This window comes from Phytohabitans aurantiacus, assembly GCF_027923225.1.
GTDB classification, from domain to species: domain Bacteria; phylum Actinomycetota; class Actinomycetes; order Mycobacteriales; family Micromonosporaceae; genus Phytohabitans; species Phytohabitans aurantiacus.
In genome coordinates, this window is the sequence record NZ_BSDI01000044.1 from 1 (window position 1) to 20,121 (window position 20,121).

The following is a 20,121-nucleotide window of genomic DNA, read 5'->3' on the forward strand; positions in this document are numbered from 1 at the left end:
GGCGTGCGCGGCGCGCGGCGTGCGCGGCGCGCCGGGCGCGGGGCGCGCACGGCGCGGGGCGCGCGGGGCGCGGGGCGCGCACGGCGCGGGGCGCGCGGGGCGCGCGGCACGGCGCGGTGCGGGGCGGCGGGCGGGATCAGTCCGGGAGGAGGGGGACCGCCACGGGGTCGGGGCGGCCCAGCAGCGTGCCCCGGGTGACGGCTCGCGAGCCGAACCTGTCGCGTACGGCGTCGAGCGCGCCATCCAGCTCCGCACCGCTCCACCCGTCGAAGGGCAGCTCCAACTGCACCGTCCGCCCGTCGTCGAGGTTGCCCACCGCGACTCCGACCAGCGTCACCCCGCGCTGCGAGATCGCCGGCAGGCTCGCCGCGAGCAGCCCGCGCGCCGTCGCCAGTACCAGTGGCGTATGCGACGTGGGCCGGGGCAGGGTGTGCGACCGGGTGGCGCGGGTGAAGTCGGCGAATCGCAGCCGCAGGACGACGGTGCGCCCGACGCGGCTCGCCGCTCGCATGCGCCGGGTCACGCGGTCGACCAGCTCGGACAGTACCGCGTCGAGGTCTTCGGGCGTGCGCGGTCCGCGGCCGAGCGCGTGCTGGGCGCCCATCGAGCCGCGCCGGCGCCCGACCTGTACCGGCCGCGGGTCGCGCCCGACCGCCAGGGCGTACAGGTGCCGGCCGGCCCCTTGGCCGACCATGGAGATCAGCGCCGCCTCGCCGATGCGGGCCACGTGGCCGACCGTGACGATGCCGCGGGCGCGCAGCTTGCCGGAGGTGACCGGGCCGACGCCCCACAGCCGCTCGACGGGCAGCGGGTGCAGGAACGCCATCTCGCCGTCGGGCGGCACGCTGAGCAGCCCGTCGGGTTTGGCGACGCCGCTGGCCACCTTCGCCAGGAACTTCGTGCGCGCCACGCCCACGGTGATCGGCAGCCCGACGCGGGTGCGCACGTCGTCGCGCAGGCGCGCGGCGATGTCGAGGGGCGAGCCGCGTAGCCGCCGCAGGCCGCCCACGTCGAGAAACGCCTCGTCGATCGACAAGCCTTCGACAACCGGGGTGGTGTCGCGGAACACCTCGAAGACGGCCTTGCTCGCCGCCGAGTACGCGGACATGCGCGGCGGGACCACGACAGCCTCAGGGCACAGGCGGCGCGCGAGGTAGCCGCCCATCGCGGTGCGCACGCCGCGGGCCTTGGCCTCGTAGCTGGCCGCCAGCACGACGCCGCCCCCGACGATCACCGGCCGCCCGCGCAGGCCGGGGTCGTCGCGCTGCTCGACCGACGCGTAGAAGGCGTCCAGGTCGGCGTGCAGGATCGTGCCCTCCGCAGCCACTCAGGCATCGTCGCACAAATGTTCGAAAGAGTCAGCCCAAAGGCCGCTCCACCTGGGCGGCGAGCCGCTTCGGCGCCAGGAGGCAGTAGCTCTCGGTCAGCAGCTCGCCGACCTCTTCCCAGTCGACGCCGCCGTCGAGCACCATGCCGATGACGTCGTCGCCCCATCCGGGCCGGTAGAACGGGTGACCGCTCGACAGCAGGCCCTCGATCTCGTCGCCCGGAGACCGGAACGTCATCACGCACACCGGCTCGTCTGTAGCGGCCATCTGGTGGTCAGGGCCGGCGGTCAGCACGTGCGCGAACGTGCGCTTGCGGACGCGCCAGCGGATGCCCACCCACGCGGGCTCCTCGTAGGTCTCCGGCAGCCCGAGGCAGATCGGGCGGAGCCGGGCGAGCACCTCGGGCGGGACGTCACCAGGACCAGTCACGCGTGCGACGCTACGGCCACCCCCCGACACTCTTGTCAGACGATCAAATTCCAAGGGATATTGAGCTACCGCGGCGTCCGCCGCGCGTAAGACCGCTGCTCCCGCAGCCTCACCGTCCGCGGCCACACGACCCACCCGCACGTGGCAGCGAAAACCCTGATGCTGCTGCCTCCGAGCGCGTTTGAGGCGACAAAAACAGGGATTTTGGGTTCTACCAGACCCCTCTGGAAAAGATCATCTGGCTAGTATCGGGCTCGTGCTGGCACCAATCATCCGCCCCGCCATCGCCGAAGACGCCCCAGCGGTCGCCGACATCTGGCGCGAGGGCTGGCGCGACGGCCACCTCGGCCACGTTCCCGACGAGCTCGTCGCGGTGCGCACCCCGGAGACGTTCCAGACCCGCGCCGCCGAGCGGGTCGACGATACCTCGGTCGCGGTTGTCGACGGCGAGGTCGCGGGCTTCGTGATGGTGGTCGGCGACGAGGTCGAGCAGGTTTATGTCGCCTCCGCCAGCCGGGGCTCCGGGCTCGCCGCGGTGCTGCTCGCCGAGGCCGAGCGGCTCGTGGCCGCTGGCGGCCACCAGCGCGCCTGGCTCGCGGTCGCGCCCGGCAACGCCCGCGCGCGCCGCTTCTACGAGCGCTCCGGCTGGATCGACGAGGGCCCGTTCGAGTACAGGGCCAAGGTCGCCGGCGGCACCATCGCGGTGCCCTGCCAGCGGTACGTCAAGCCGCTCTGACCCGCGTCACGGCAGGCGGGCCGCGCCTCCGTAGCCGAGCGGGCGGGCCACGTTTTGCGCCTCGTCGGGCGACTCCGAGCGCCAGTCGGGCAGGAACACGACGCCCGGCTCGACCATCTCCATGCCGTCGAACCACGACTCGATCTCGGTGCGCTCCCGCACGTACACGTGCTCGTTGGCCTGGGCGTACGCCGCGACCAGCGTCGCGACCTGCGCGCGCAGCTCCTCGGGAGCGTGCTCGTCGGCGATGTGGGAGATGGCCAGGTAGCTGCCCGGCGCGAGCCGGTCGCGGTATGTGCGCACGAGCTCGGCCGGGTTGTCCTGCGGCCCGATGAACAGCAGCAGCCCCACCATGAGCAGCCCGACGGGCCGGGAGAAGTCGATCAGCTCGCGGGTCTCCGGTGCGTCGAGCACCGCCAAGGGGTCGCGCACGTCGGCCTGGATGATGGCGGTGTTGGGGTCGCCGGCGAGCAGGGTGCGGGCGTACTTGTACGCCACCGGCTCATAGTCCACATAGACCACTCGCGCGTCGGGCACCCGCTGCTGGGCGATCTCGTGCACGTTGCCGACGGTCGGGATGCCCGAACCGAGGTCGAGGAACTGGTCGATGCCCTGGTCCAACAGGTATCCGACGACGCGGCGCAGGAACGAGCGGTTGAGCTTCGCCACGTCGGGCACCCACGGCACCATGGCGCGCACCTGCTCCGCGAACGCCCGGTCGGCCTCGAAGTTGTGCGCCCCGCCCAGGAAGTAGTCATATGCCCGAGCGGCACTGGGGATGTCGAGCTGAAGTTCCTTGGGTCCGTACTCGGCCTCTGCGGTCACGCGCTCAATCTAACCGACCGTGGGGCGCGCCGAGGGACGCGCCCCACAATGGACTGGTTTAGAAGTTGGCCGTGTAGAGCAACCGGTTCGGCGAGCCTGAGCCGGGGCTCACGACCACGCCGGTGGTCGCGTTGTTGACGATCGCCGCGTGCACCTGGGCGGGTGTCGCCGAGGTGTTGTTCGCCAGGAACAGCGCCGCCGCCCCCGCCACGTGCGGGGTGGCCATCGAGGTGCCGCTGATGGTGTTGGTGGCGGTGTTGCTGGTGTTCCACGTCGACGGGATGTTGATGCCCGGCGCGAACACGTCGACGCACGTGCCGCGGTTGGCCCAGCTCGCCTTGCGGTCGCTGCTGTCGGTCGCCGATACCGTCAGTGCCTCGGCGACCCGTGCCGGCGACTGGGTGCAGGCGTCCAGCGCGAAGAGGCCCAGGAAGCCGTTGCCCGCCGCGATCGCGTAGCTGACGCCGCCCTCGGTGATCGACCGGCGTACCGCGTTGTCGAGCACGGTGTCCGCCCCGCCGCCGAGGCTCATGTTGGCGACGGCGGGCTTGACCGCGTTGGCGGTGACCCAGTCGATGCCGGCGACGACCTGCTCGGTGGTGCCGCTGCCCTCGCAGTCGAGCACCCGCACGGCGACCAGTTGCACGCCCTTCGCCACCCCGTACGCGGTGCCGCCGACGGTACCGGCGACATGCGTGCCGTGGCCGTGACAGTCGTCGGCGGCGCCGCCGTCGATGGCGTCGAAACCGCTCGTGGCCCGGCCGTTGAAGTCGTTGTGCGTGGTGCGGATGCCGGTGTCGATGATGTACGCGTGCACGTTCGAAGCCGTCGTGTTGTACGTGTACGCCGAGTTCACCGGCCGGTTCCGCTGATCGATGCGGTCCAGCCCGTACGACGGCGGGTTCGTCTGCGTGGCGCTCACCCGATGGATGACGTTGGGCTGCACGAACTTGACGGCCGGGTCGCCGGCGAGCGCCTTCGCCTGCGCCTCGGACATGGTCGCCGAGAAGCCACGCAACGCGTGCGAGAACGTCTTGCGTACCGTCGCCCGATGCTTGCCCGCGAGCGCCTTGGCCTGCGCGGGCACCGCCGCGCCGCCGTCCTTGAGCACCACGACGTAGCTGCCGGGCACCGCCTCCGCGCCCGGCGCGGCGAGGATCGTGCCGCCCGCCGGCGCGGCCTCGGCCGTCGCGGCCGGAGCCACCAGGATCGCCGCGCCCGCAAGGGCCGCGATTCTCACCATTGACGTTATTCGAGCCATCTGTCCCTCCCCAAACTGATGGCCGAGCCGCTCCTGTACTTATGGTCGTATGCGACTCGACCGAACAGACCAGCGTGTACCGGAAAGTAACAGCCCAGCCAGCTGCTGAAAAGGGGTCGTGTCAGAGGGGTGGTATACGTTGGCCGGGTCGAAAGGGGGGCGACATGACCCAGAAACGGGCACAGACGCAGACACTCGGCTCCGAGCGTGTGCTGGAGGAGTACAGGCGGGAGCTGACCGCCTACTGCTACCGGATGCTCGGCTCGGCGTTCGAAGCTGAAGACGCCGCTCAGGAGACTCTCGTCCGCGCCTGGAAGAGCCTCGACAAGTTCGAGGGCCGTGCGGCGCTGCGCTCCTGGCTGTACCGCATCGCGACCAACGTCTGCCTCGACATGCTCGGCAGCGCCCAGCGCCGCGCCCGCCCGATGGATATGGGCCCGGCGGGCTCGCAGGGCTCCCTGCCCGACGCACCGCTCGCCGAGACGGTCTGGGTCGGTCCGGCGCCCGACAGCCGCATGCTGCCCGAGTCCGCCGACCCCGCCGAGCTGGCCGTGGCCCGCGAGTCCATCCGCCTCGCGTTCGTGGCCGCGATGCAGCACCTGCCGCCGCGCCAGCGCGCGGTGCTGATCCTGCGCGAGGTGCTCGCCTGGTCGGCCAACGAGGTCGCCGAGCTGCTCGACACCAGCGTGCCCTCGGTCAACAGCGCGCTACAGCGGGCCCGCGCCACGATCTCCACGACCGACGTCAAGAGCGACACCCTCAAGCCGATGGACGACGAGCAGGCGGCGCTGCTCTCGCGCTACGTCGAGGCGTTCGAGCGATACGACATGGAGTCGCTGACCGCCCTTTTGCACCAGGACGCGACGCTGTCGATGCCGCCGCTGTCGCTCTGGTTCCGCGGCCACGCCGACATCAGCCACTGGATGCTCGGCCCCGGCAGCGCCTGCCGCGGCTCCCGCCTGGTGCCGACCGCGGCGAGCGGCCTGCCGGCGTTCGGGCAGTACAAGCCGGGCGGACCGGGCGGGTCATACGAGCCGTGGGCGCTGATCATGCTGGAGATCTCCGACGGGCGCATCCACGGTCTCAACTTCTACCTCGACACCGAGCACCTGTTCCCGCTCTTCGGCCTGCCCGCCAGCCTCGACTGACCCTTCTCGTGATCAGGGCGTCCCTGAAGTCGTTAGAGCGACTTGGGGGACGCCCCGATCACGGGCCGAGCACGTCGTTCAGGCCGGTCAGCGCGACCAGGTCCATCAAGCGGGGATGGGCGCTCAGCACGCGCAGGTCGCAGCCGAGCCGGCGCGCGGTCAGCCGCAGCCGTGCCAGGGCCTCGATCGTCACGGCGTCCGGCGCGCTGACCGCACCGACGTCGCAGAGCACCGTCTCCGCGCTCGTGTCGCGCACGAGCGCTGAGAGGCGCGCGCAGAGGGGCGGGATGTCCGCTCTGTCCACGACGGGCCCGATCGCGAAGACCGGCGGTGGTCGCTCCTGTGGTCCGGACACGTCGGCCTCCGTTCGCGATGGGTTCCAACGGTCAGACGCCTGATCGCGAAGGAACTCATCGGCGGCCGTCCCGGAAAATGTGAGCGGCCCGCCGATGAGTCCGCGGCCCCTCGGCGGTCTGACCCTCCGACGACAGCCGATCGAGAGGGACCGCCATGAACCAGGACGCCATCCGCAACGGGTTCGCCGGACCGGTGCACCTGCCGGGCGACCCGGGCTATGACACGCACCGCCAGCCCCTGTACCCGACGATCGACCCGCGGCCCGCCGCCGTCGTCGAAGCGAGCGGTCCCGCGGACGTCCGCGCCGCCGTGGTCGCGGCCCGGCGGCACGACCTGCCGCTGGCCGTGCAGGCGACCGGCCACGGCACGCACGTCGCCGCCGACGGCGCGCTGTTGCTCAAGACCTCCGGCATGGCGTCGGTGCTCGTCGACCCGGACCGCGGCGTCGCGCGGGTCGGTCCCGGCGCGCGGTGGGGCGCGGTCCTGGAAGCGGCCGCACCGTTCGGGCTGGCGCCGCTGTCCGGCTCGTCGCCGTCGGTCGGCGTCACCGGGTACACGTTGGGAGGCGGCCTGGGTTGGCTGGCGCGCCGGTACGGCTTCGCGGCCGACAGCGTGCTGCGCGCCGACGTGGTGACCGCCGACGGCCGGCTGCGCACGGTGAGCGCCGACCGCGACCCCGAGCTGTTCTGGGCGCTGCGCGGCGGCGGCGGAAACTTCGGCATCGTCACGTCGCTGGAGTTTCGCCTGTACCCGGTCGACCGCGTGCTCGCGGGCTTCGCCTACTTCCCCGCCGATCGGGCCGCCGAGACCCTCGCCTGGTATCGCGACTGGGCCGCCACCGCGCCCGACGAGCTGAGCACGGCCGCGCTGCTGCGCCGGATGCCGGACACCGACGACGTTCCCGCGGCGGTACGCGGCAAGCGCGTGGTGATGATAAAGGCCATGTACGCGGGCGATCCCGACCGCGGGCGGTGCCTGCTCAATCCACTGTGGTCGGTCGCTGGGCCGGCACTTGTCGACGAGCTGCGCCCGGTGCGGTACGCCGACGCCGCCATGGGCGGCACCCCCGCCCGGTACCTGGACATGTTCCGCGCACTGCCCGACGCGGCGCTCGAAGCCCTCGCCGGCGCGCACGCCGCGCCCGACTCGCCAATCTCCACTGTGGAGATTCGCCAGTGGGGCGGTGCGATGGCGAACGCCGGGCCGGACGCCGGACCGGCGGGTCACCGCGAGGCACGGTTTTCCGTGATCGTCGACGCGGTCGTGCCGGAGCTCGCGTCGGCGCTGCGCCCGCACGGCATGGGCGCCACGTTCCTGAACGTCCTCGCCGACCCCACCCGCACCGCCACCGCCTACACGGCCGAGAACCACCGGCGCCTGCGCGAGGCGAAGGCCGCCTACGACCCCGAAAACGTCTTCCGCGCGGGTCACAACATCCGCCCCTCCTCCGTGATCAGGGCGTCCCTCAAGTCGTCATAGCGACTTGAGGGACGCCCTGATCACGCGGTGCTGCCCGCGCGGGGCGCGCGCCGGTCCGGCTAGCACGCGTTCGACAGTGGACGGGATGGGACGCATCGACTTCCGTCACCTGACCAGTGCCAGGCGAACGGCGGCGTCGCTAGCCTCGCGAAATGAGGCTCGGAGTCGCCGCCTTCGCCGTCGTTGGTCTGATCGCCGCCGCCCTGCCGGTGTCACCCGCCGGTGCCGCGCCCGGCGACGCCACGCTCGTCCCGTTACAGGTCACCGGTCCGGCCAATCAGCGCCTTAACCTCGTAGTTCTCGGAGACGGATACACCGAGGCCGAGCTTCCAAAGTTCCGAGCCGATGTCGACCGGCACCTCAATGTGCTCTGGAGCATTGAACCGTTCCGCGGTTACCGCAATTACTTCAACGTCTACGTGATCGAGATCGAGTCGGGCGAGTCCGGCATCCGCTGCGACCCCGACGACGACCCGCCGAACCCCGACCGGATCACCCCGCTCGGCCTGCACTACGCCGACGGGTGCACCAACCCGCTCGCGCGCGGCATCACGTTCCAGAACTACGGGACGCAGGCCCTGGGCCGGTACCTGCAGCAGCTCGTCGCGCCCCTCGGCGTCACCGCCGCCAACCGGCAGGTGCTCGCGCTCGCCAACACCGACACGTACGGCGGCATCGGCGGCACCAACGCCACCACCTCGGGCGGCGCGCCACAGGGGCCGCTGATCACCCCGCACGAGCTGGGCCACTCGCTCGGGCAGCTCCAGGACGAGTACCCGTACAGCAACCGCCCCGACCCCGGCGGCCCGTATTGCACCACCAATTGCACCGAGCCTGCCTCGCGGCATCACACGCTTCTCACCGAGCAGCAGATGCGCGACCAGCAGGCGAAGTGGTGGCGCTGGCTCGGCGAGGAGAGCGAATCCGGCGGCACGATCGGCCGGTACGAGAGCGGCCTCTACACCAGCTCGGGCGTCTGGCGTCCCAGCGAGCACTCGATCATGCGCTGGATCGGCTTCCCGTTCGACCAGGTCGGCCGCGAGATCATGACGCAGCGGATCTCGGGCCGCCGCGACACCAACGCGATGGCCCTGTCGAGCACGCCCACCGACCAGCCCGCCGGCGCCACCGACGTGCTGTGGGTCGAGACGCAACACCCGACGTACCACCAGCTCGACGTCGCGTGGTCCCTCAACGGATCCACTCTGGACACGCACAACAGCCGCAACCTCGACCTCGCCGCGGCGGGCGCGCGACCCGGCGACACCGTGACCGTCACGGTCACCGACCCGACCCCGTTCGTCCGCGACCCCGCCATCCGCAACGGCCCCGCCCTGACCCAGCGCCGCACGTGGACGATAGGCGCGCCGTCCTCCGGGCCGCCGGTAACCCCCGGCTTCACCGGCAGCACACCCACCAACCGCGCCGTCGGGGGCCAGGACATCGTGTACGTCGAGACCACGCACCCCCGGGATCGGGTACTGGACGTCGAGTGGCGGTTGGACGGCCGGGTACTGCCGAACCCGCACAACAGCCGCAACCTCGATCTGGCCGCACTCGATCTCACACCCGGTTCCCACGAGCTGACCGCCACCGTCTCCGGTGTAGACAGTCGCACCTGGACAGTCGACAACGTGGCCGCCGCGGCACCCGCGACCCTGTCCGATCCACTGACGACACTGCCCGGCGACCCGACCCACCGCGTCTACTTCGAACAGTTCACGATGGGCCTCGACCCGACCGACGACCGGCCCGGATTCTCGGTCGGCGAGTTCCGCCTCGACCGCGACGGCTGGTTCAACTACTTCGGCTGGCCCGACGCCCCGCCCGGCACCCCGTTCCGGTTCACGCCGACCGGTACGACGATAAAGTCGCTGGTGTACGGCAACCTGGGCTCCGGCGGCCTCTCCAAGGCCGTATTCGAACCCACCGAGCCCGGCTACGGCACCCACACCGTCGAGCACCGCGCCACCGACGCGGCCGGCAACATCGGCACCGCCGCCTCGTTCCGCGCCACCGTGCTGCCCGGCTCCACCCCCGCCTGCACCAGGCGCGTCACCGGCGTCCACCGCGGCAACCTCACCGTGCGGTCCGGCGTCACCTGCCTCGACAACGCCCGCGTCACCGGCCACGTCGCGGTACGCCCCGGCGCGTCCCTGGTCGTGTCGGGCGGCTCGATCACCGGCGGCCTCACCACCGACCGCGCCGCGACCGTCCAGGTCTTCGGCACCACCCTGACCGGTCTCGCCTCCATCACCGGCACCACGGCGGACGTGACCGTGGCGGGCGCGACATTCAACGGCGCTGTGAACGTGAGCGGCAACCGCACCGGCACCCGCCCCGTCATCCTCGCCGGCAACGTCGTCCGCGGCATGCTCGCCTGCACCGCCAACAACGCCGTACAAGACTACGGCGCCCCCAACACACCCCGCCCCCCATGCACCCCCACCCCTTAACCCCTCCCCCTCTCCCCTTCCCGCCCCCGCCGCACTCTCCGCCCGCCACGGCGGTCTCCCCGCCCGCCACGCCGGTCTCCCCACCCGCCCCCGCACTCTCCGCCCGCCACGGCGGTCTCTCCGCCGATCAAGGGCAAACGCACGTGGTTCGATCTCTTTCTCGCGTGCATTCGGCCTTGATCCATGCACATGGCCTTGATCGGCGCCGCCGACGAGCCCCCCTGCCTGCGACGCGGAAACCCTCCCAGCGCCCCTCGAACACGGCGATCTTGCAGTTGTCATGTCCCAAACCGGGCAATCCGGCATGACAACTGCAAGATCGCGGTGCGGGAGTGCGCCGGGCCTCCGTCATGGAGTGGTTAGGATTTTGGACTCATGGAGTACGCCGCACCCGCTTTGATCAATCGGGCCGCCGTGGATGACAGCGACGCGCCGCTGCTCACCTACTGTGACGACGCGACCGGGGAGCGGGTCGAGCTTTCGGCGCACGCGCTGGCCGGCTGGGCGGCGCGCACGGCTCGGCTGCTGCACGAGGGCTGCGGTCTGGGCACGGGTAGCCGGGCGGCGGTGCTGCTACCGCCGCACTGGCAGACCGCCGCCGTGCTCCTGGGCGCCTGGTCTGCTGGGGTGTCGGTGTCGTTCCGGCTGTGGGCGACCGCGGGCCTGCCGGTGCTGGAGCCGCGGGCAAACGAGCCGATCGACGTCACGTTCGTCGCGCCGGACCGGGTCGACAACTGGCTGGACGACGTACCGGACGCGCCGCACCGGTTCGTCGCCGGGCTGGCCGCCGACCGCGAGCCACCCGCCGGGTACCGGAACTTCGTCGCCGAGGTCGGGCGATACCCGGAGGCCCCGACGGGGTACGCGCCGATCGGGCAGGGCGACGCCGCGACCAACGACGGCACCAGCTACCGCGACTGGGGCCGGCTCGCGCGGGAACTCGCGGAGGGCTACGACCTGCGAGCCGGTGATCGGCTACTGGTCGACGCCGCCGCGCACGAGCACCCGGTGAAGTGGCTGCTGACTCCCCTCGCCGCTGGCGCCTCGGTGGTGCTGTGCGCCCGTCTCGACCCGGCGACCGCCGTCGCGCGCGCCGAGGCCGAGCGCGCCAACCGGATCCTCTAGCGTGGCCGCACGGTACGCCGCGGTCGACGTGCACTATCCGGCCACCGGTGCGGACGCCGCGATGGTCGTCGCCGCCGACGCCGCGTTCGCCTCCATTGTGGACGAGTTCACCGCACACCTGCCGGACGTCCCGCCGTACCAACCGGGCGCCTTCTTCCTGCGCGAGCTGCCCGCGCTGCGCGCCGTGTTCGCGCGGGCCGGCGCCGTCGACCTGGTGGTGGTCGACGGCTATGTCGATCTGGACCCGGACGGCCGGCCCGGACTGGGCGCGCACCTGCACCGCGAGGTCGGCGTGCCCGTCGTGGGCGTGGCGAAGACCGCGTTTCACAGCGCCACGCACGCGATCGCGGTGCGGCGCGGCGGCACTCGCCCGCTGTACGTCACGGCCGCCGGCCTCGCGCTCGACGACGCGGCGGCGATGGTAGCGGCGATGGCCGGCCCGCACCGCCTCCCAGACGCCCTGCGCCGCGTCGACAAGCTGGCCCGCGCCCGGCCCTCCCCGTGATCAGGGCGTCCCTCAAGGCGTTAGGGCTACTTGAGGGACGCCCTGATCACGTTTACGGGGCCGAATAGGCCGGTTTGGCGTTGGCCGGGGTAGACGAAGTGAGTGGGGCTGACCTGGTCGAGGTACGGAGCGAGGGTGCCGTAGACGACCACCTCCAGCTCGTTGTCGCCCGCTCGGACCGCGCCGGCGAACCGGTACGGCCCGCAGAAGCGCGCGCCCAGCGGCTCCCCGTTGAGCGCCACCTCGGCCGTGCCGCGCACCCGCCCCAAGTCCACAGTGGCCGGGCCAGCGGAATCCACAGTGAACCGTTGCCGATAGCGCACGCCGCCACTGAATCCCGCCAACCCCTGCTCTTCCCAGTCTCCCAAGCCGATCAGCCCGTCGTCCACATCGAACACCACCGGTCCGGCGAGCGCCGCCCCGTGCGAGTACCCGGGCCGGGTGGTTACGCGGACTACGCAGGTGCGCGGTCCGGAGGGCGCGGCGCCGAGGTCGACGGCCAGCGCTCCCTCGCCGCGCGCCACCTCAGCGCCGTCGACCGAGACGTCCGCCTCTCCGTGTACGCCCAGCCGCATGGCCGTAGCGCCCGGTGGAATCGGAAACGAGAACCACTGCACCGCCTCGGCAGGCACGGCGAGCACGGTCGGCACGACCACGTCACCGGCTGCCGCTCCGCTCAGCCATGCCGTCTCGGGCAGCGGGTGCGGCCGGCGCCACAGGTGCAGGGCCGCCGGGTCGCCGTACTGCCGCCGGCGCACCAGCGTCTCGACCCGCACCCCGTCGCGTTCAGCGGTCCAGTGGCGGCCGGAGAACGCGACTCCGTCGACCAGTACCGCGCCCGCGCCGGACTCCTCGGTGAACTCGACGGCCACTTCGTTGCGGCCGGGACTCAACAAGTCGCCCAGGTCGTAGCGGCGCACGCGGGGTGTGGCCTGTTCGGCGTACGGCTCGAAGCCGCCCTGCCGGCCAACCTCCGCGCCGTTGAGCCGGATAACGAGCGCCTCGCGCGCCGCCACCTGGAGCCGCCCCGCCGTCCCTGCCGCCTCCGCCTCCGCCCGCAGTGTCACCGTCGTCCGCAGTGTCACCGTCGATCCCGGCCGCGGTGGACCACCCGCGTACATCCACTCTGGACGCTCGAAGGCGGTGGCGTCGCGCACGACAGCGATGTACGCGCGGAGGTCGAGATCCTCGTCAGGGGCGAGGTCGAGCGCCAGCGCGTGCCGCCCGGGCGCGAGCCGCACCGGTGCCAGGCCAAGGTATCCGCGGTCGTCGAACGCGAGCGCCGCCCCGCCGAGGGTGCCGGACTTGGCCGCCGCCGCGCCGACCGCGAGCCAGCCGTCGACGGGTTCGTCGAGGATCAGATCGCAGCGCACCCGCACCGGCTCGCCCGCCCGCGCCGCTCCCAGCGCGAGGAACTCCTCTGGCACGTGCCCCTTCGGGCCGAGCACCTCACGATGGATCGGGTCCTTGTGGATGCCGCGCGACGTGGAGTAGACAAGCACTTCCTCGCCGGCCGTCCGCATGAGCTCGCCTCGCGGCTCCGGCGCGGTGCCGGCGTCCGGCGAGGCGGAACCGCGCAGTGCGTGCGGGCCGAAGGTGGCGTGCGCCTCGCCCCACTCGGCGTCGCCGTCGAGCCGGTGCCGCACCGTCCACCGCTCCACTGTCCCGGCCGCACCGAAGTCGCCCCACGTATCGTCCATCGTAGACACCAGCGCCGATGTCCACAGCGGAGCGAGCTCCACAGTGGAGCGCTCAGACCCGGAGGCCGCATCGGCAGGCGCCAGCGTGCCCAAGACCGGCGCCGCGGAAAGGGCCGTCGCAGAAGCGGGCGCCGCGGACCCAGACGCAGCGGTCACACGGAAAGGCGCGGCAAGCGCGGAGGACAGCCGCGACGAGACCGGCTGCGCTGGCAGGTGTGCCGGTGGGAAGGCGATCAGGGCGGCTGGGCCGTGGTCGAAGGGGACGCGCACCTCGACCGTGCCGTCGACGACGGTGCACGGCAGGGCTCGCACGTCTCCGGTGAACGGGTCCGCCAGCACGGCGTGGGGTGGCACGTCCCTGACCCGCACGGTCACACTCTCGTGATAGCGGGCCGGGTCGAAGTCGTAGCGGGCGTCGAGCCAGCCCAGCGAGATGCCGCGCTCGTCGGGGCGACCCACGGACACGTCGCTCGCCCGGCTCGCGGCCGCGGTGATGAAGACGACGCGCGTGCCGTCGACGTCGCGCACCAATGACGGTACCGGCGCCGCCACGGGCGGTGCGGGCAGCAACGGGCCGACGGCGGCCGCGTCGTCGACAAGATGTGCCCTGCCGGCGGCGAAATGCGCGAGCAACCCCGCATGATCAGGGCGTCCCTCACGCTGTTCTAACAACTTGAGGGACGCCCTGATCACGCGAGGAGTGGGTGCGGTGCCCACCGCGATCAGGGTGCCGCCGGACGTGACGAACTCGTCGAGGCGTGCCGCGACGCGCTCGTCGATAACGGTGCACGCGGGCAGGATCACGGCGCGGTACGCCTCGTCGGCCACCTGTAAGCGGCCGTCGACCACGTCCGCGCGGGCCACGGAGTCGTCGTCGATGACGTCGGCTTCGCGGCAGAGGCGGTCGAGCGCGCCCGGCACCGTGTGGAACCACGTCAAGTCGCCCACCAGGTCCCGGTAGACCCGCTGGGCGCGCAGGGCGTCGTCGCTCACGTGGCCGTCGAGGCGGGTGCCGGCCTGCACGGTGGCGGTGGGCAGCAGCACGGCGATGTCGCAGGCGTGCCGGCCGAGCGAGAGGGCGGCGCACAGGCGGGTGACGGTGTCGGCGAAGAGGCGGTGGTGGTGCCAGTACGGCTGGCGCCAGTCGGTGGACGGCGGCGCCCACTCCCACCATCCGGCCTTGGTCGTGTAGTAGACGGCGTGCGGGTTGTAGAGGGTGGCGCCGGCGCGCAGCCACGGCAGCAGCCAGTCGAGCGTCTCTTCGAGCGTGCCACCCCAGCCGCTGGAGTGGAACGCCTCGATCCACGTGCGCGGATGTCCGTACAGATGGGACAGTGACGAGTGGACGCGCGCGTCGCCGTGATGGTCGGAGCCGGGTGCGCTGAACCAGCGGTGCGTGCGCGGATAGTCGGCGTAGAGCTGGACGCCCGCGACGGGATCGCCGGCGCGGGCCGGGTCCTGCTGGTCGCAGCCGGCAAGCAGGCCGTACCGCGTGTGCCAGTCGGCGAGCGGCCGGAAGAACGCCTCCTCGGCGAGCTCCGCTCGGGTGAGCTGGTAGTCGCGCCGGATCAGCGGATCGGAGTCGGTCCACAGTAGAGCCGGGTCCAGCTCGTAGCCTCGACGCGAGGCAAACTCCGACGCGAACGCCGCCGACCACGTGGGCAACGCGGGCAGCTCGTCCTGGAACGAGCCCGCGATGGCGCCACCGAGATGGTGGCCGAGGCGGCGGGCGAACTCGCCGTGCACCCGGTCCAGCAGCGTGGCGCAGGCTACTGTGGACAGATAGTCGAAGCCGCGGGTGCGCACCGATCCGTCCGGCGCGAGCCACTGGCCGGCGTACTCGGGATGCCCCTCGACGAGGCGCGCCTGGATGTCGGCGCCGGAGAAGCCGAGCTGGTCGTAGAACCACAGGCGGGCGCCGAGCCCGGCCGCGTCGTCGCACACGCCGTCGAGCAGCTCCCACCACTCGTCCGAGAAGAACGGCGGGTCGTCGGCGTCGGAGCCGAACATGGGGCCGGTCGGTGCCAGGTTGAGCACGACCAGGTTGTGCACGCCGCCGGCCACGAAGCGCTCCAGCTGCCAGCGCAGCCGCCGCCGGTCCAGCTTTGCGCCGCTCCACCACCAGATCGCGACCGGTGAGAACTCGCGCGGCGGCTCGCGCAGCACCGCGGCGAGCCGGGGTGGCAGGTTCACCCCTTGAGCCCGCTCGCGAAGCCCTTGATGACGTACCGCTGCAGCAGGAGGAAAACCAGCAGGATCGGGATCGCCCCGAGCACCAGGCCGGCGAAGACGAGCCCGTAGTCCGACACGTACTGCCCGACGAACGCGAAGATGCGCACCGGGATCGTCTCGTGGTCGGAGCCGCCGAGGTACAGCAACGGGGTGAAGAAGTCGTTCCAGATGAAGACCGCGTTGAGGATCAGCACGGTGCCGGTGATCGGGCGCAGCAACGGGAACACGATCCGGGTGTACGCCTGGAAGTGCGACGCGCCATCGACGAGCGCCGCGGTGGCGTAGTCGGCGGGCAGCGCCCGGATGAAGCCGGTGTAGAGGAAGATGGTGAACGGCAGCTGGATGCCCGTGTAAAACAGGATCATCGACTGGTAGGTGCCGATCAGCTCCAGCTTGGAGAAGAGATTGTAGAGCGGGATCATACCGAGCTGGAAGGGCAGCACGATGCCGAGCAGAAACAGGATGTAGAGCCCGTATCCGAGGCGGGTGGCGCGGCGTGCCAGGAAGTACGCGCCACAGGAGCCGATCGCGATGAGCAGCACCAGGCTCGCCACGGTGATGATCGTGCTGCTCAACAGCGCCGACCCGAGTGACGCCTCGGACCACGCCTCGGTGTAGTTGTCCACTGTGGGCGGGTTGGGCAGGCCGAGCGGAGAGCTGGCGATCTGGCCGGCGTCCTTCATCGACAGCACGATGAGGGCGTACACGGGGAACAGGAACGCCACGCCGGCCGCCACCATCAGCAGCTCCAGCGCGAACGTGCGCGGGCGGTACCGGTTCACGCCTGGTCCTCCCGGGCACGCAGGTAACGGATCTGGACGAGCGACACGGCCGCCACGAAGAGCGCCAGCACGAGCGCCACGGCGGTGCTGTACCCGTACCGCCCGAAGACGAACGCCTCCTTGTAGAGCACTGTGGACAGTGTCTCGGTGGCGTATCCGGGACCACCGGCGGTGGCCGCGAACACCTGGTCGAAGAGCTTGAGCCCGCCGATCGTGGAGAGCATCACGTTGATGGTGGTGGCGGGTGCGAGCAGCGGCCAGGTGACGTACCGGAACCGCTTGACCGGCCCGGCGCCGTCGATCGTGGCCGCCTCGCGCACGTCTTTGCTGATCCCCTCCAGGCCCGCCAGGAAGATCACCATCGAGTACCCGGCGTACTGCCACACCACCATCGCCGCGACCGACCACAGCGCGATCGACGGGTCGCCGAGCCAGTCCTGCCGCAGCGAGCCGAGCCCGACCGCGCCGAGCACCCCGTTGAGTCCGGCGTTCGGTGCGGGGTTGTAGACGTACTTCCACAGGAACGCCACCATGACCGGGCTGACCACGACCGGTGCGAAGAAGATGGCGCGCAGCAGCATCCGGCTCTTGATGCGGGCGTGTACGCCGAGCGCGAGCAGCAACCCGACCCCGTTCTGCACCACCACGATCGCGACGGTGAGCAGCAGCGTGTTGCGCAGCGAGCCGAGCGCCCGGTCGTCGTGCAGGAGGCTGTCGAAGTTGCGCAGCCCGACGAACGACCAGCCACCCAGCCCGCTCCAGTCGGTGAACGCGTACAGCACGCCGGACGCGCTCGGGTACAGCACGATGGCGCCGTAGCAGAGCAGCGCGGGCGCTACGAACAGCCAGGGCGGGCCGAGCCGGTTGCGCGGCCGGCGCCGCTTGGCCGGGCGCTCCTGCGGTGGTGTCGGGCTGGCTTCCAGTACCTGTGTGCTCATGAGCTCTTGCGGTACACCTCGTCCATCTTCTTGAGCCCGTCGTCAATCGTGATCTTCTTGGCGAGCAGGTCCTGGATAACCGTGAAGTGCGTCGGCTGTACCTCAGCGTTGGGCCAGCGCGACCCGACCGGCGCGACCCGACCGGAGTCGATCAGCGGCAGGAACGACTGCAGCGCGGGGTCGACCTTGGAGCTCGCGTCGCGCTTGAGCGGGATCGCGGCGACCACCTCGCACCAGGTGTTGATGTTTTCCTGCTTGCCGAGGAACTCGATGAACTTCAAGGCGGCGTCCTTGTTTTTGCTCTTGGCGTGCACGCCGACCCCGACGTTGGCCGCGCTCCACGTGTATACCCGCTCCGCGGTGTCGGCGCTCGGGAACGGGAACATGTCGATGTCGTCCTTGTTGGTCGCCGCGTCGCGGAACGCCGGCAGCAGCGGCGCCACCTGTACGGCCATCGCCGCCTGCCCGGTGCCGACCATCGCGGTCGACTGCTCCAGGGTGGTGCCGTTGGGGTTGTCGTTGAAGAAGCCCCGGTCGCGCAGGTCCATGTAGAGCGCCATCGACTCCTTCCACCCCGACCCGGCGAACGTGGCCTTGCCGGCGAGCATCTGGTCGTCGAAGTCGGGCGTGTCCCGGTAGACGTGCGAGGCCACCAGCGCGTACGTGATGAGCTGCGTGACCCACTGGGTCTGCGCGCCGAGCGCGAGCGGCACCTTGCCGGCCGCCTTGAGCTTCTCACAGACGCTGATCAGCTCGCCCCACGTCTTGGGGATCTGCACGCCGGCCGCCGCGAAAACGCTCTTGTTGTAGATCGTGCCGATCACCGTCAGGCCGGACGAGAACAGGTACACCTTGCCGTCGTGCTGGAACGAGGCCTTCAGGTTTTCCGGGATCGCGGAGGTCCACGCCTGGCCGCTCAGGTCGGCGAGCAGGCCGGCCTTGGCGATGTCGGTGGTCGACATCGCGCTGCCGCTGCCCGGGTACAGCGCGTGGACGTCGGGCGCGTTGCCGCCGCCGAGCTGCGCGCGCAGGGACGTCTGCACCTGGTCGGTCGGCGCGTACGAGGTCTTGAACGTGATCCCCGAGCCGCTGTCGGTGTATGCCTTGGTGAGGACGTCGAGCGGACCCTTCTCATCCGCGACGCCGACCAGGCTCAGCGAATTGGAGTCGCCGGACCCGCCACCGCACGCGCTGAGCAGCCCGGGCACGGCCACGCCGGCCGCCAGCCCGCCCATGATCCGCAGGAACTGCGCTCTGTTCAAACGACTGTCTATGTTCGAACGACTATTCATAGCTGTCATGCCGGCCCCTCGCCTATCGGGCAGTGTGTGTACAAGCTTTGTTAAAACTGCGAGAAATCTTGTTACGGCGAGGGTAGGACGGTGTGATCAGGGTGTCAAGCAACGGTTCAATCGGCCCGTCAACCACGCCTTTACTCCCACATTAGGGACAGAAAGGCGCGGTTGACGGGCACGTGAAAACAACGCACCTCGATGTTATGTACGCGAGCAGAGCGCTCCATGCTCGGGCACCGGCAGGGCCTCGCCGATCACGTCGTGGTTGACCCAGAACTCCACGACCCGGCCGGCGGCGAGCCGGATGATGTCGGTGCCCGTGAAGGTGGCCGCCTCGGTGACGCACGCCCAGCGGCCCGCGATCAGGTCGCCGCTGATGATCGGGCCGACCTGCACCGCGAGCCGCGCCTCGGGGAAGGCGGCTCGCAGCGCGGAGATCCAGGAGATCAGTGCCAGCCGGCCGCCGGGCCGGTCGGTGGCCCGGCCCAGAACCGGGATGTGCAGGGCCAGCGCCGGCGCCACCAGGCTCTCAGCCTGGGCGAGGTCACCGTTGCGCAGCGCCATCCACCGCTCCCAGAGCGCACCCCGGTTGTCGGCGGCGTACGACGAGTGGTGGTTGGGGTTGACGGTCATCGCGGCAGCTCCCTCACTGAGCTTGCTGGTTCGCTCGATCGCGCGGCGCTAAAGGGCGACGCCTTCCCTCGTCGCTTCGCTCCTCAGTCCAGGCGCCGCCGCGCCAGCTCACTCGCTCACCTGTTACGGACGCCTCTTATCGTTGTGGTGGCCGCGGACACCGTCCTGTCCGCGTTTTCGGAGAAGTCGAGGCGGATCGCGGGCGGGTGAGCGGCCTGCAGGCGGCCGGGATCGATCGGCCGGGAGGGGGCGATCTCGGGCGTGGTCGCCGCGCTGAGCACGCGGTCGAGCCGGAACTCCCGCTCGTCACCGCGCAACCGGCACCACCCCACCAGGTACCACAATTTGCCCTCGCCGAGCAGCGCCACCGGCTCGACGAGCCGCTGGGACGGCGTGCCGTGCTTGTCCACGTACTCGATGGACAGGACGGACCGGCTGACCACCGCGTCTTCGGCGACGCGCAGCACGTGGCGCGGCGGTCCGGGCTCTGTGCCCGGCGGCGCCGCGAGGTGGATGCGCGCGGCGACCTCGCGCGCGGTCTCGACATCGCGCCCCGCCATCGCGGCCAGGAGCTTGTGCAGCACCGAGCGGGCCGCGTCGACGAACGGCGTGCCCTCGAGCGCCCGCAGCGCGATCGCGGTGGCGACCGCCTCGCGCGGCGTGATGTTGACCGGCGGGAGCGTGTGCTGCTTGTCGACCACGTAGCCGCCGAGCCGGCCGGTCTCGGCGTAGATGGGCACGCCGGCCTGCTGCAGCGCGGCGATGTCGCGCCGGATCGTGCGCGCGTCGACCTCGAAGCGCGCCGCGAGCCAGTGCGCGCTGCGCGGGCGCGGCGACACCGCCCGCAACTCCTCCACCAGGGCGTACAGCCGATCGGTACGGTTCACGTGCA

17 protein-coding genes are annotated in these 20,121 nt (G+C 71.3%); 6 read left to right on the forward strand and 11 right to left on the reverse strand.

All coding sequences use genetic code 11. From position 1 onward, the window contains the following. Positions 1 to 136 precede the first annotated feature (136 nt). Together dinB and QMG73_RS33250 are read right to left on the reverse strand one after the other, a co-directional pair. Positions 137 to 1,327: a DNA polymerase IV gene (gene dinB, locus QMG73_RS33245; protein ID WP_281902364.1), complete on the reverse strand. Its 1,191-nt coding sequence runs from the start codon at positions 1,325 to 1,327 to the stop codon at positions 137 to 139. A 31-nt stretch (positions 1,328 to 1,358) separates the two neighbouring features. Continuing rightward, positions 1,359 to 1,757: an MmcQ/YjbR family DNA-binding protein gene (locus tag QMG73_RS33250; protein WP_281902365.1), complete on the reverse strand. Its 399-nt coding sequence runs from the start codon at positions 1,755 to 1,757 to the stop codon at positions 1,359 to 1,361. Between the two features lie 256 nt (positions 1,758 to 2,013). Here QMG73_RS33250 and QMG73_RS33255 point away from each other — a divergent pair, with 256 nt between their 5' ends. After that, positions 2,014 to 2,493, forward strand: a complete 480-nt coding sequence (locus QMG73_RS33255; protein WP_281902366.1) for a GNAT family N-acetyltransferase — start codon at positions 2,014 to 2,016, stop codon at positions 2,491 to 2,493. A gap of 6 nt (positions 2,494 to 2,499) precedes the next feature. On the opposite strand, the gene QMG73_RS33260 is transcribed toward QMG73_RS33255, so the two are convergent. Then, entirely contained in the window at positions 2,500 to 3,318 is an 819-nt protein-coding gene (locus QMG73_RS33260) for an SAM-dependent methyltransferase (RefSeq protein WP_281902367.1), read from the reverse strand. A gap of 58 nt (positions 3,319 to 3,376) precedes the next feature. Next, a complete protein-coding gene (locus tag QMG73_RS33265) occupies positions 3,377 to 4,561 on the reverse strand; it encodes a S8 family peptidase (protein ID WP_281902369.1) in 1,185 nt (394 codons plus the stop codon). A gap of 182 nt (positions 4,562 to 4,743) precedes the next feature. Here QMG73_RS33265 and QMG73_RS33270 point away from each other — a divergent pair, with 182 nt between their 5' ends. After that, complete coding sequence (locus tag QMG73_RS33270) at positions 4,744 to 5,727, forward strand: sigma-70 family RNA polymerase sigma factor (protein ID WP_281902371.1); 984 nt, start codon at positions 4,744 to 4,746, stop codon at positions 5,725 to 5,727. A 58-nt stretch (positions 5,728 to 5,785) separates the two neighbouring features. On the opposite strand, the gene QMG73_RS33275 is transcribed toward QMG73_RS33270, so the two are convergent. Beyond that, positions 5,786 to 6,082 carry an STAS domain-containing protein gene (locus QMG73_RS33275; RefSeq protein ID WP_281902373.1) on the reverse strand — a complete coding sequence of 99 codons (297 nt, stop codon included), beginning with the start codon at positions 6,080 to 6,082 and terminating at the stop codon, positions 5,786 to 5,788. Between the two features lie 155 nt (positions 6,083 to 6,237). On the opposite strand from QMG73_RS33275, the gene QMG73_RS33280 reads away from it, so the two are divergent. From QMG73_RS33280 to QMG73_RS33295, 4 genes are all read left to right on the forward strand, one after another. Then, positions 6,238 to 7,563 carry an FAD-binding oxidoreductase gene (locus QMG73_RS33280; protein ID WP_281902375.1) on the forward strand — a complete coding sequence of 442 codons (1,326 nt, stop codon included), beginning with the start codon at positions 6,238 to 6,240 and terminating at the stop codon, positions 7,561 to 7,563. Between the two features lie 152 nt (positions 7,564 to 7,715). Continuing rightward, positions 7,716 to 10,019, forward strand: a complete 2,304-nt coding sequence (locus tag QMG73_RS33285) for a M64 family metallopeptidase (protein WP_281902377.1) — start codon at positions 7,716 to 7,718, stop codon at positions 10,017 to 10,019. Positions 10,020 to 10,394: 375 nt separating this feature from the next. Beyond that, positions 10,395 to 11,144, forward strand: coding sequence for a TIGR03089 family protein (locus tag QMG73_RS33290; RefSeq protein WP_281902379.1), 750 nt, complete (start codon positions 10,395 to 10,397; stop codon positions 11,142 to 11,144). A gap of 1 nt (position 11,145) precedes the next feature. Beyond that, the gene (locus tag QMG73_RS33295; RefSeq protein ID WP_281902381.1) at positions 11,146 to 11,649 is read left to right on the forward strand and encodes an endonuclease V; all 504 of its coding nucleotides are present in this window, start codon (positions 11,146 to 11,148) and stop codon (positions 11,647 to 11,649) included. A gap of 26 nt (positions 11,650 to 11,675) precedes the next feature. On the opposite strand, the gene QMG73_RS33300 is transcribed toward QMG73_RS33295, so the two are convergent. From QMG73_RS33300 to QMG73_RS33325, 6 genes are all read right to left on the reverse strand, one after another. Then, on the reverse strand, positions 11,676 to 15,542 hold the full coding sequence (locus QMG73_RS33300) for a hypothetical protein (RefSeq protein WP_281902382.1): 3,867 nt from the start codon (positions 15,540 to 15,542) through the stop codon (positions 11,676 to 11,678). Beyond that, positions 15,539 to 16,363: a carbohydrate ABC transporter permease gene (locus QMG73_RS33305; protein ID WP_281902384.1), complete on the reverse strand. Its 825-nt coding sequence runs from the start codon at positions 16,361 to 16,363 to the stop codon at positions 15,539 to 15,541. Before QMG73_RS33305 ends, QMG73_RS33300 begins: the two co-directional genes overlap by 4 nt. Then, positions 16,360 to 17,301: a carbohydrate ABC transporter permease gene (locus QMG73_RS33310; protein WP_281902385.1), complete on the reverse strand. Its 942-nt coding sequence runs from the start codon at positions 17,299 to 17,301 to the stop codon at positions 16,360 to 16,362. The genes QMG73_RS33305 and QMG73_RS33310 overlap by 4 nt, the downstream gene beginning before the upstream one ends. After that, entirely contained in the window at positions 17,298 to 18,563 is a 1,266-nt protein-coding gene (locus tag QMG73_RS33315; protein WP_281902386.1) for an ABC transporter substrate-binding protein, read from the reverse strand. Before QMG73_RS33315 ends, QMG73_RS33310 begins: the two co-directional genes overlap by 4 nt. A gap of 234 nt (positions 18,564 to 18,797) precedes the next feature. Beyond that, positions 18,798 to 19,229, reverse strand: coding sequence for a nuclear transport factor 2 family protein (locus QMG73_RS33320; RefSeq protein WP_281902388.1), 432 nt, complete (start codon positions 19,227 to 19,229; stop codon positions 18,798 to 18,800). A gap of 116 nt (positions 19,230 to 19,345) precedes the next feature. Beyond that, positions 19,346 to 20,116 (reverse strand): helix-turn-helix transcriptional regulator, encoded by a 771-nt coding sequence (locus QMG73_RS33325; RefSeq protein WP_281902389.1) that lies wholly within the window; start codon positions 20,114 to 20,116, stop codon positions 19,346 to 19,348. Positions 20,117 to 20,121 lie beyond the last annotated feature (5 nt).

What these genes read in the sequence shown, in the direction of transcription:
- QMG73_RS33285 (WP_281902377.1), top strand. Translation starts at nt 7,716, where the DNA reads ATGAGGCTCGGAGTCGCCGCCTTCGCCGTCGTTGGTCTGATCGCCGCC.
- QMG73_RS33310 (WP_281902385.1), bottom strand. Translation starts at nt 17,301, where the DNA reads ATGAGCACACAGGTACTGGAAGCCAGCCCGACACCACCGCAGGAGCGC.
- QMG73_RS33320 (WP_281902388.1), bottom strand. Translation starts at nt 19,229, where the DNA reads ATGACCGTCAACCCCAACCACCACTCGTCGTACGCCGCCGACAACCGG.
- QMG73_RS33270 (WP_281902371.1), top strand. Translation starts at nt 4,744, where the DNA reads ATGACCCAGAAACGGGCACAGACGCAGACACTCGGCTCCGAGCGTGTG.
- QMG73_RS33280 (WP_281902375.1), top strand. Translation starts at nt 6,238, where the DNA reads ATGAACCAGGACGCCATCCGCAACGGGTTCGCCGGACCGGTGCACCTG.
- QMG73_RS33265 (WP_281902369.1), bottom strand. Translation starts at nt 4,561, where the DNA reads ATGGTGAGAATCGCGGCCCTTGCGGGCGCGGCGATCCTGGTGGCTCCG.
- QMG73_RS33290 (WP_281902379.1), top strand. Translation starts at nt 10,395, where the DNA reads ATGGAGTACGCCGCACCCGCTTTGATCAATCGGGCCGCCGTGGATGAC.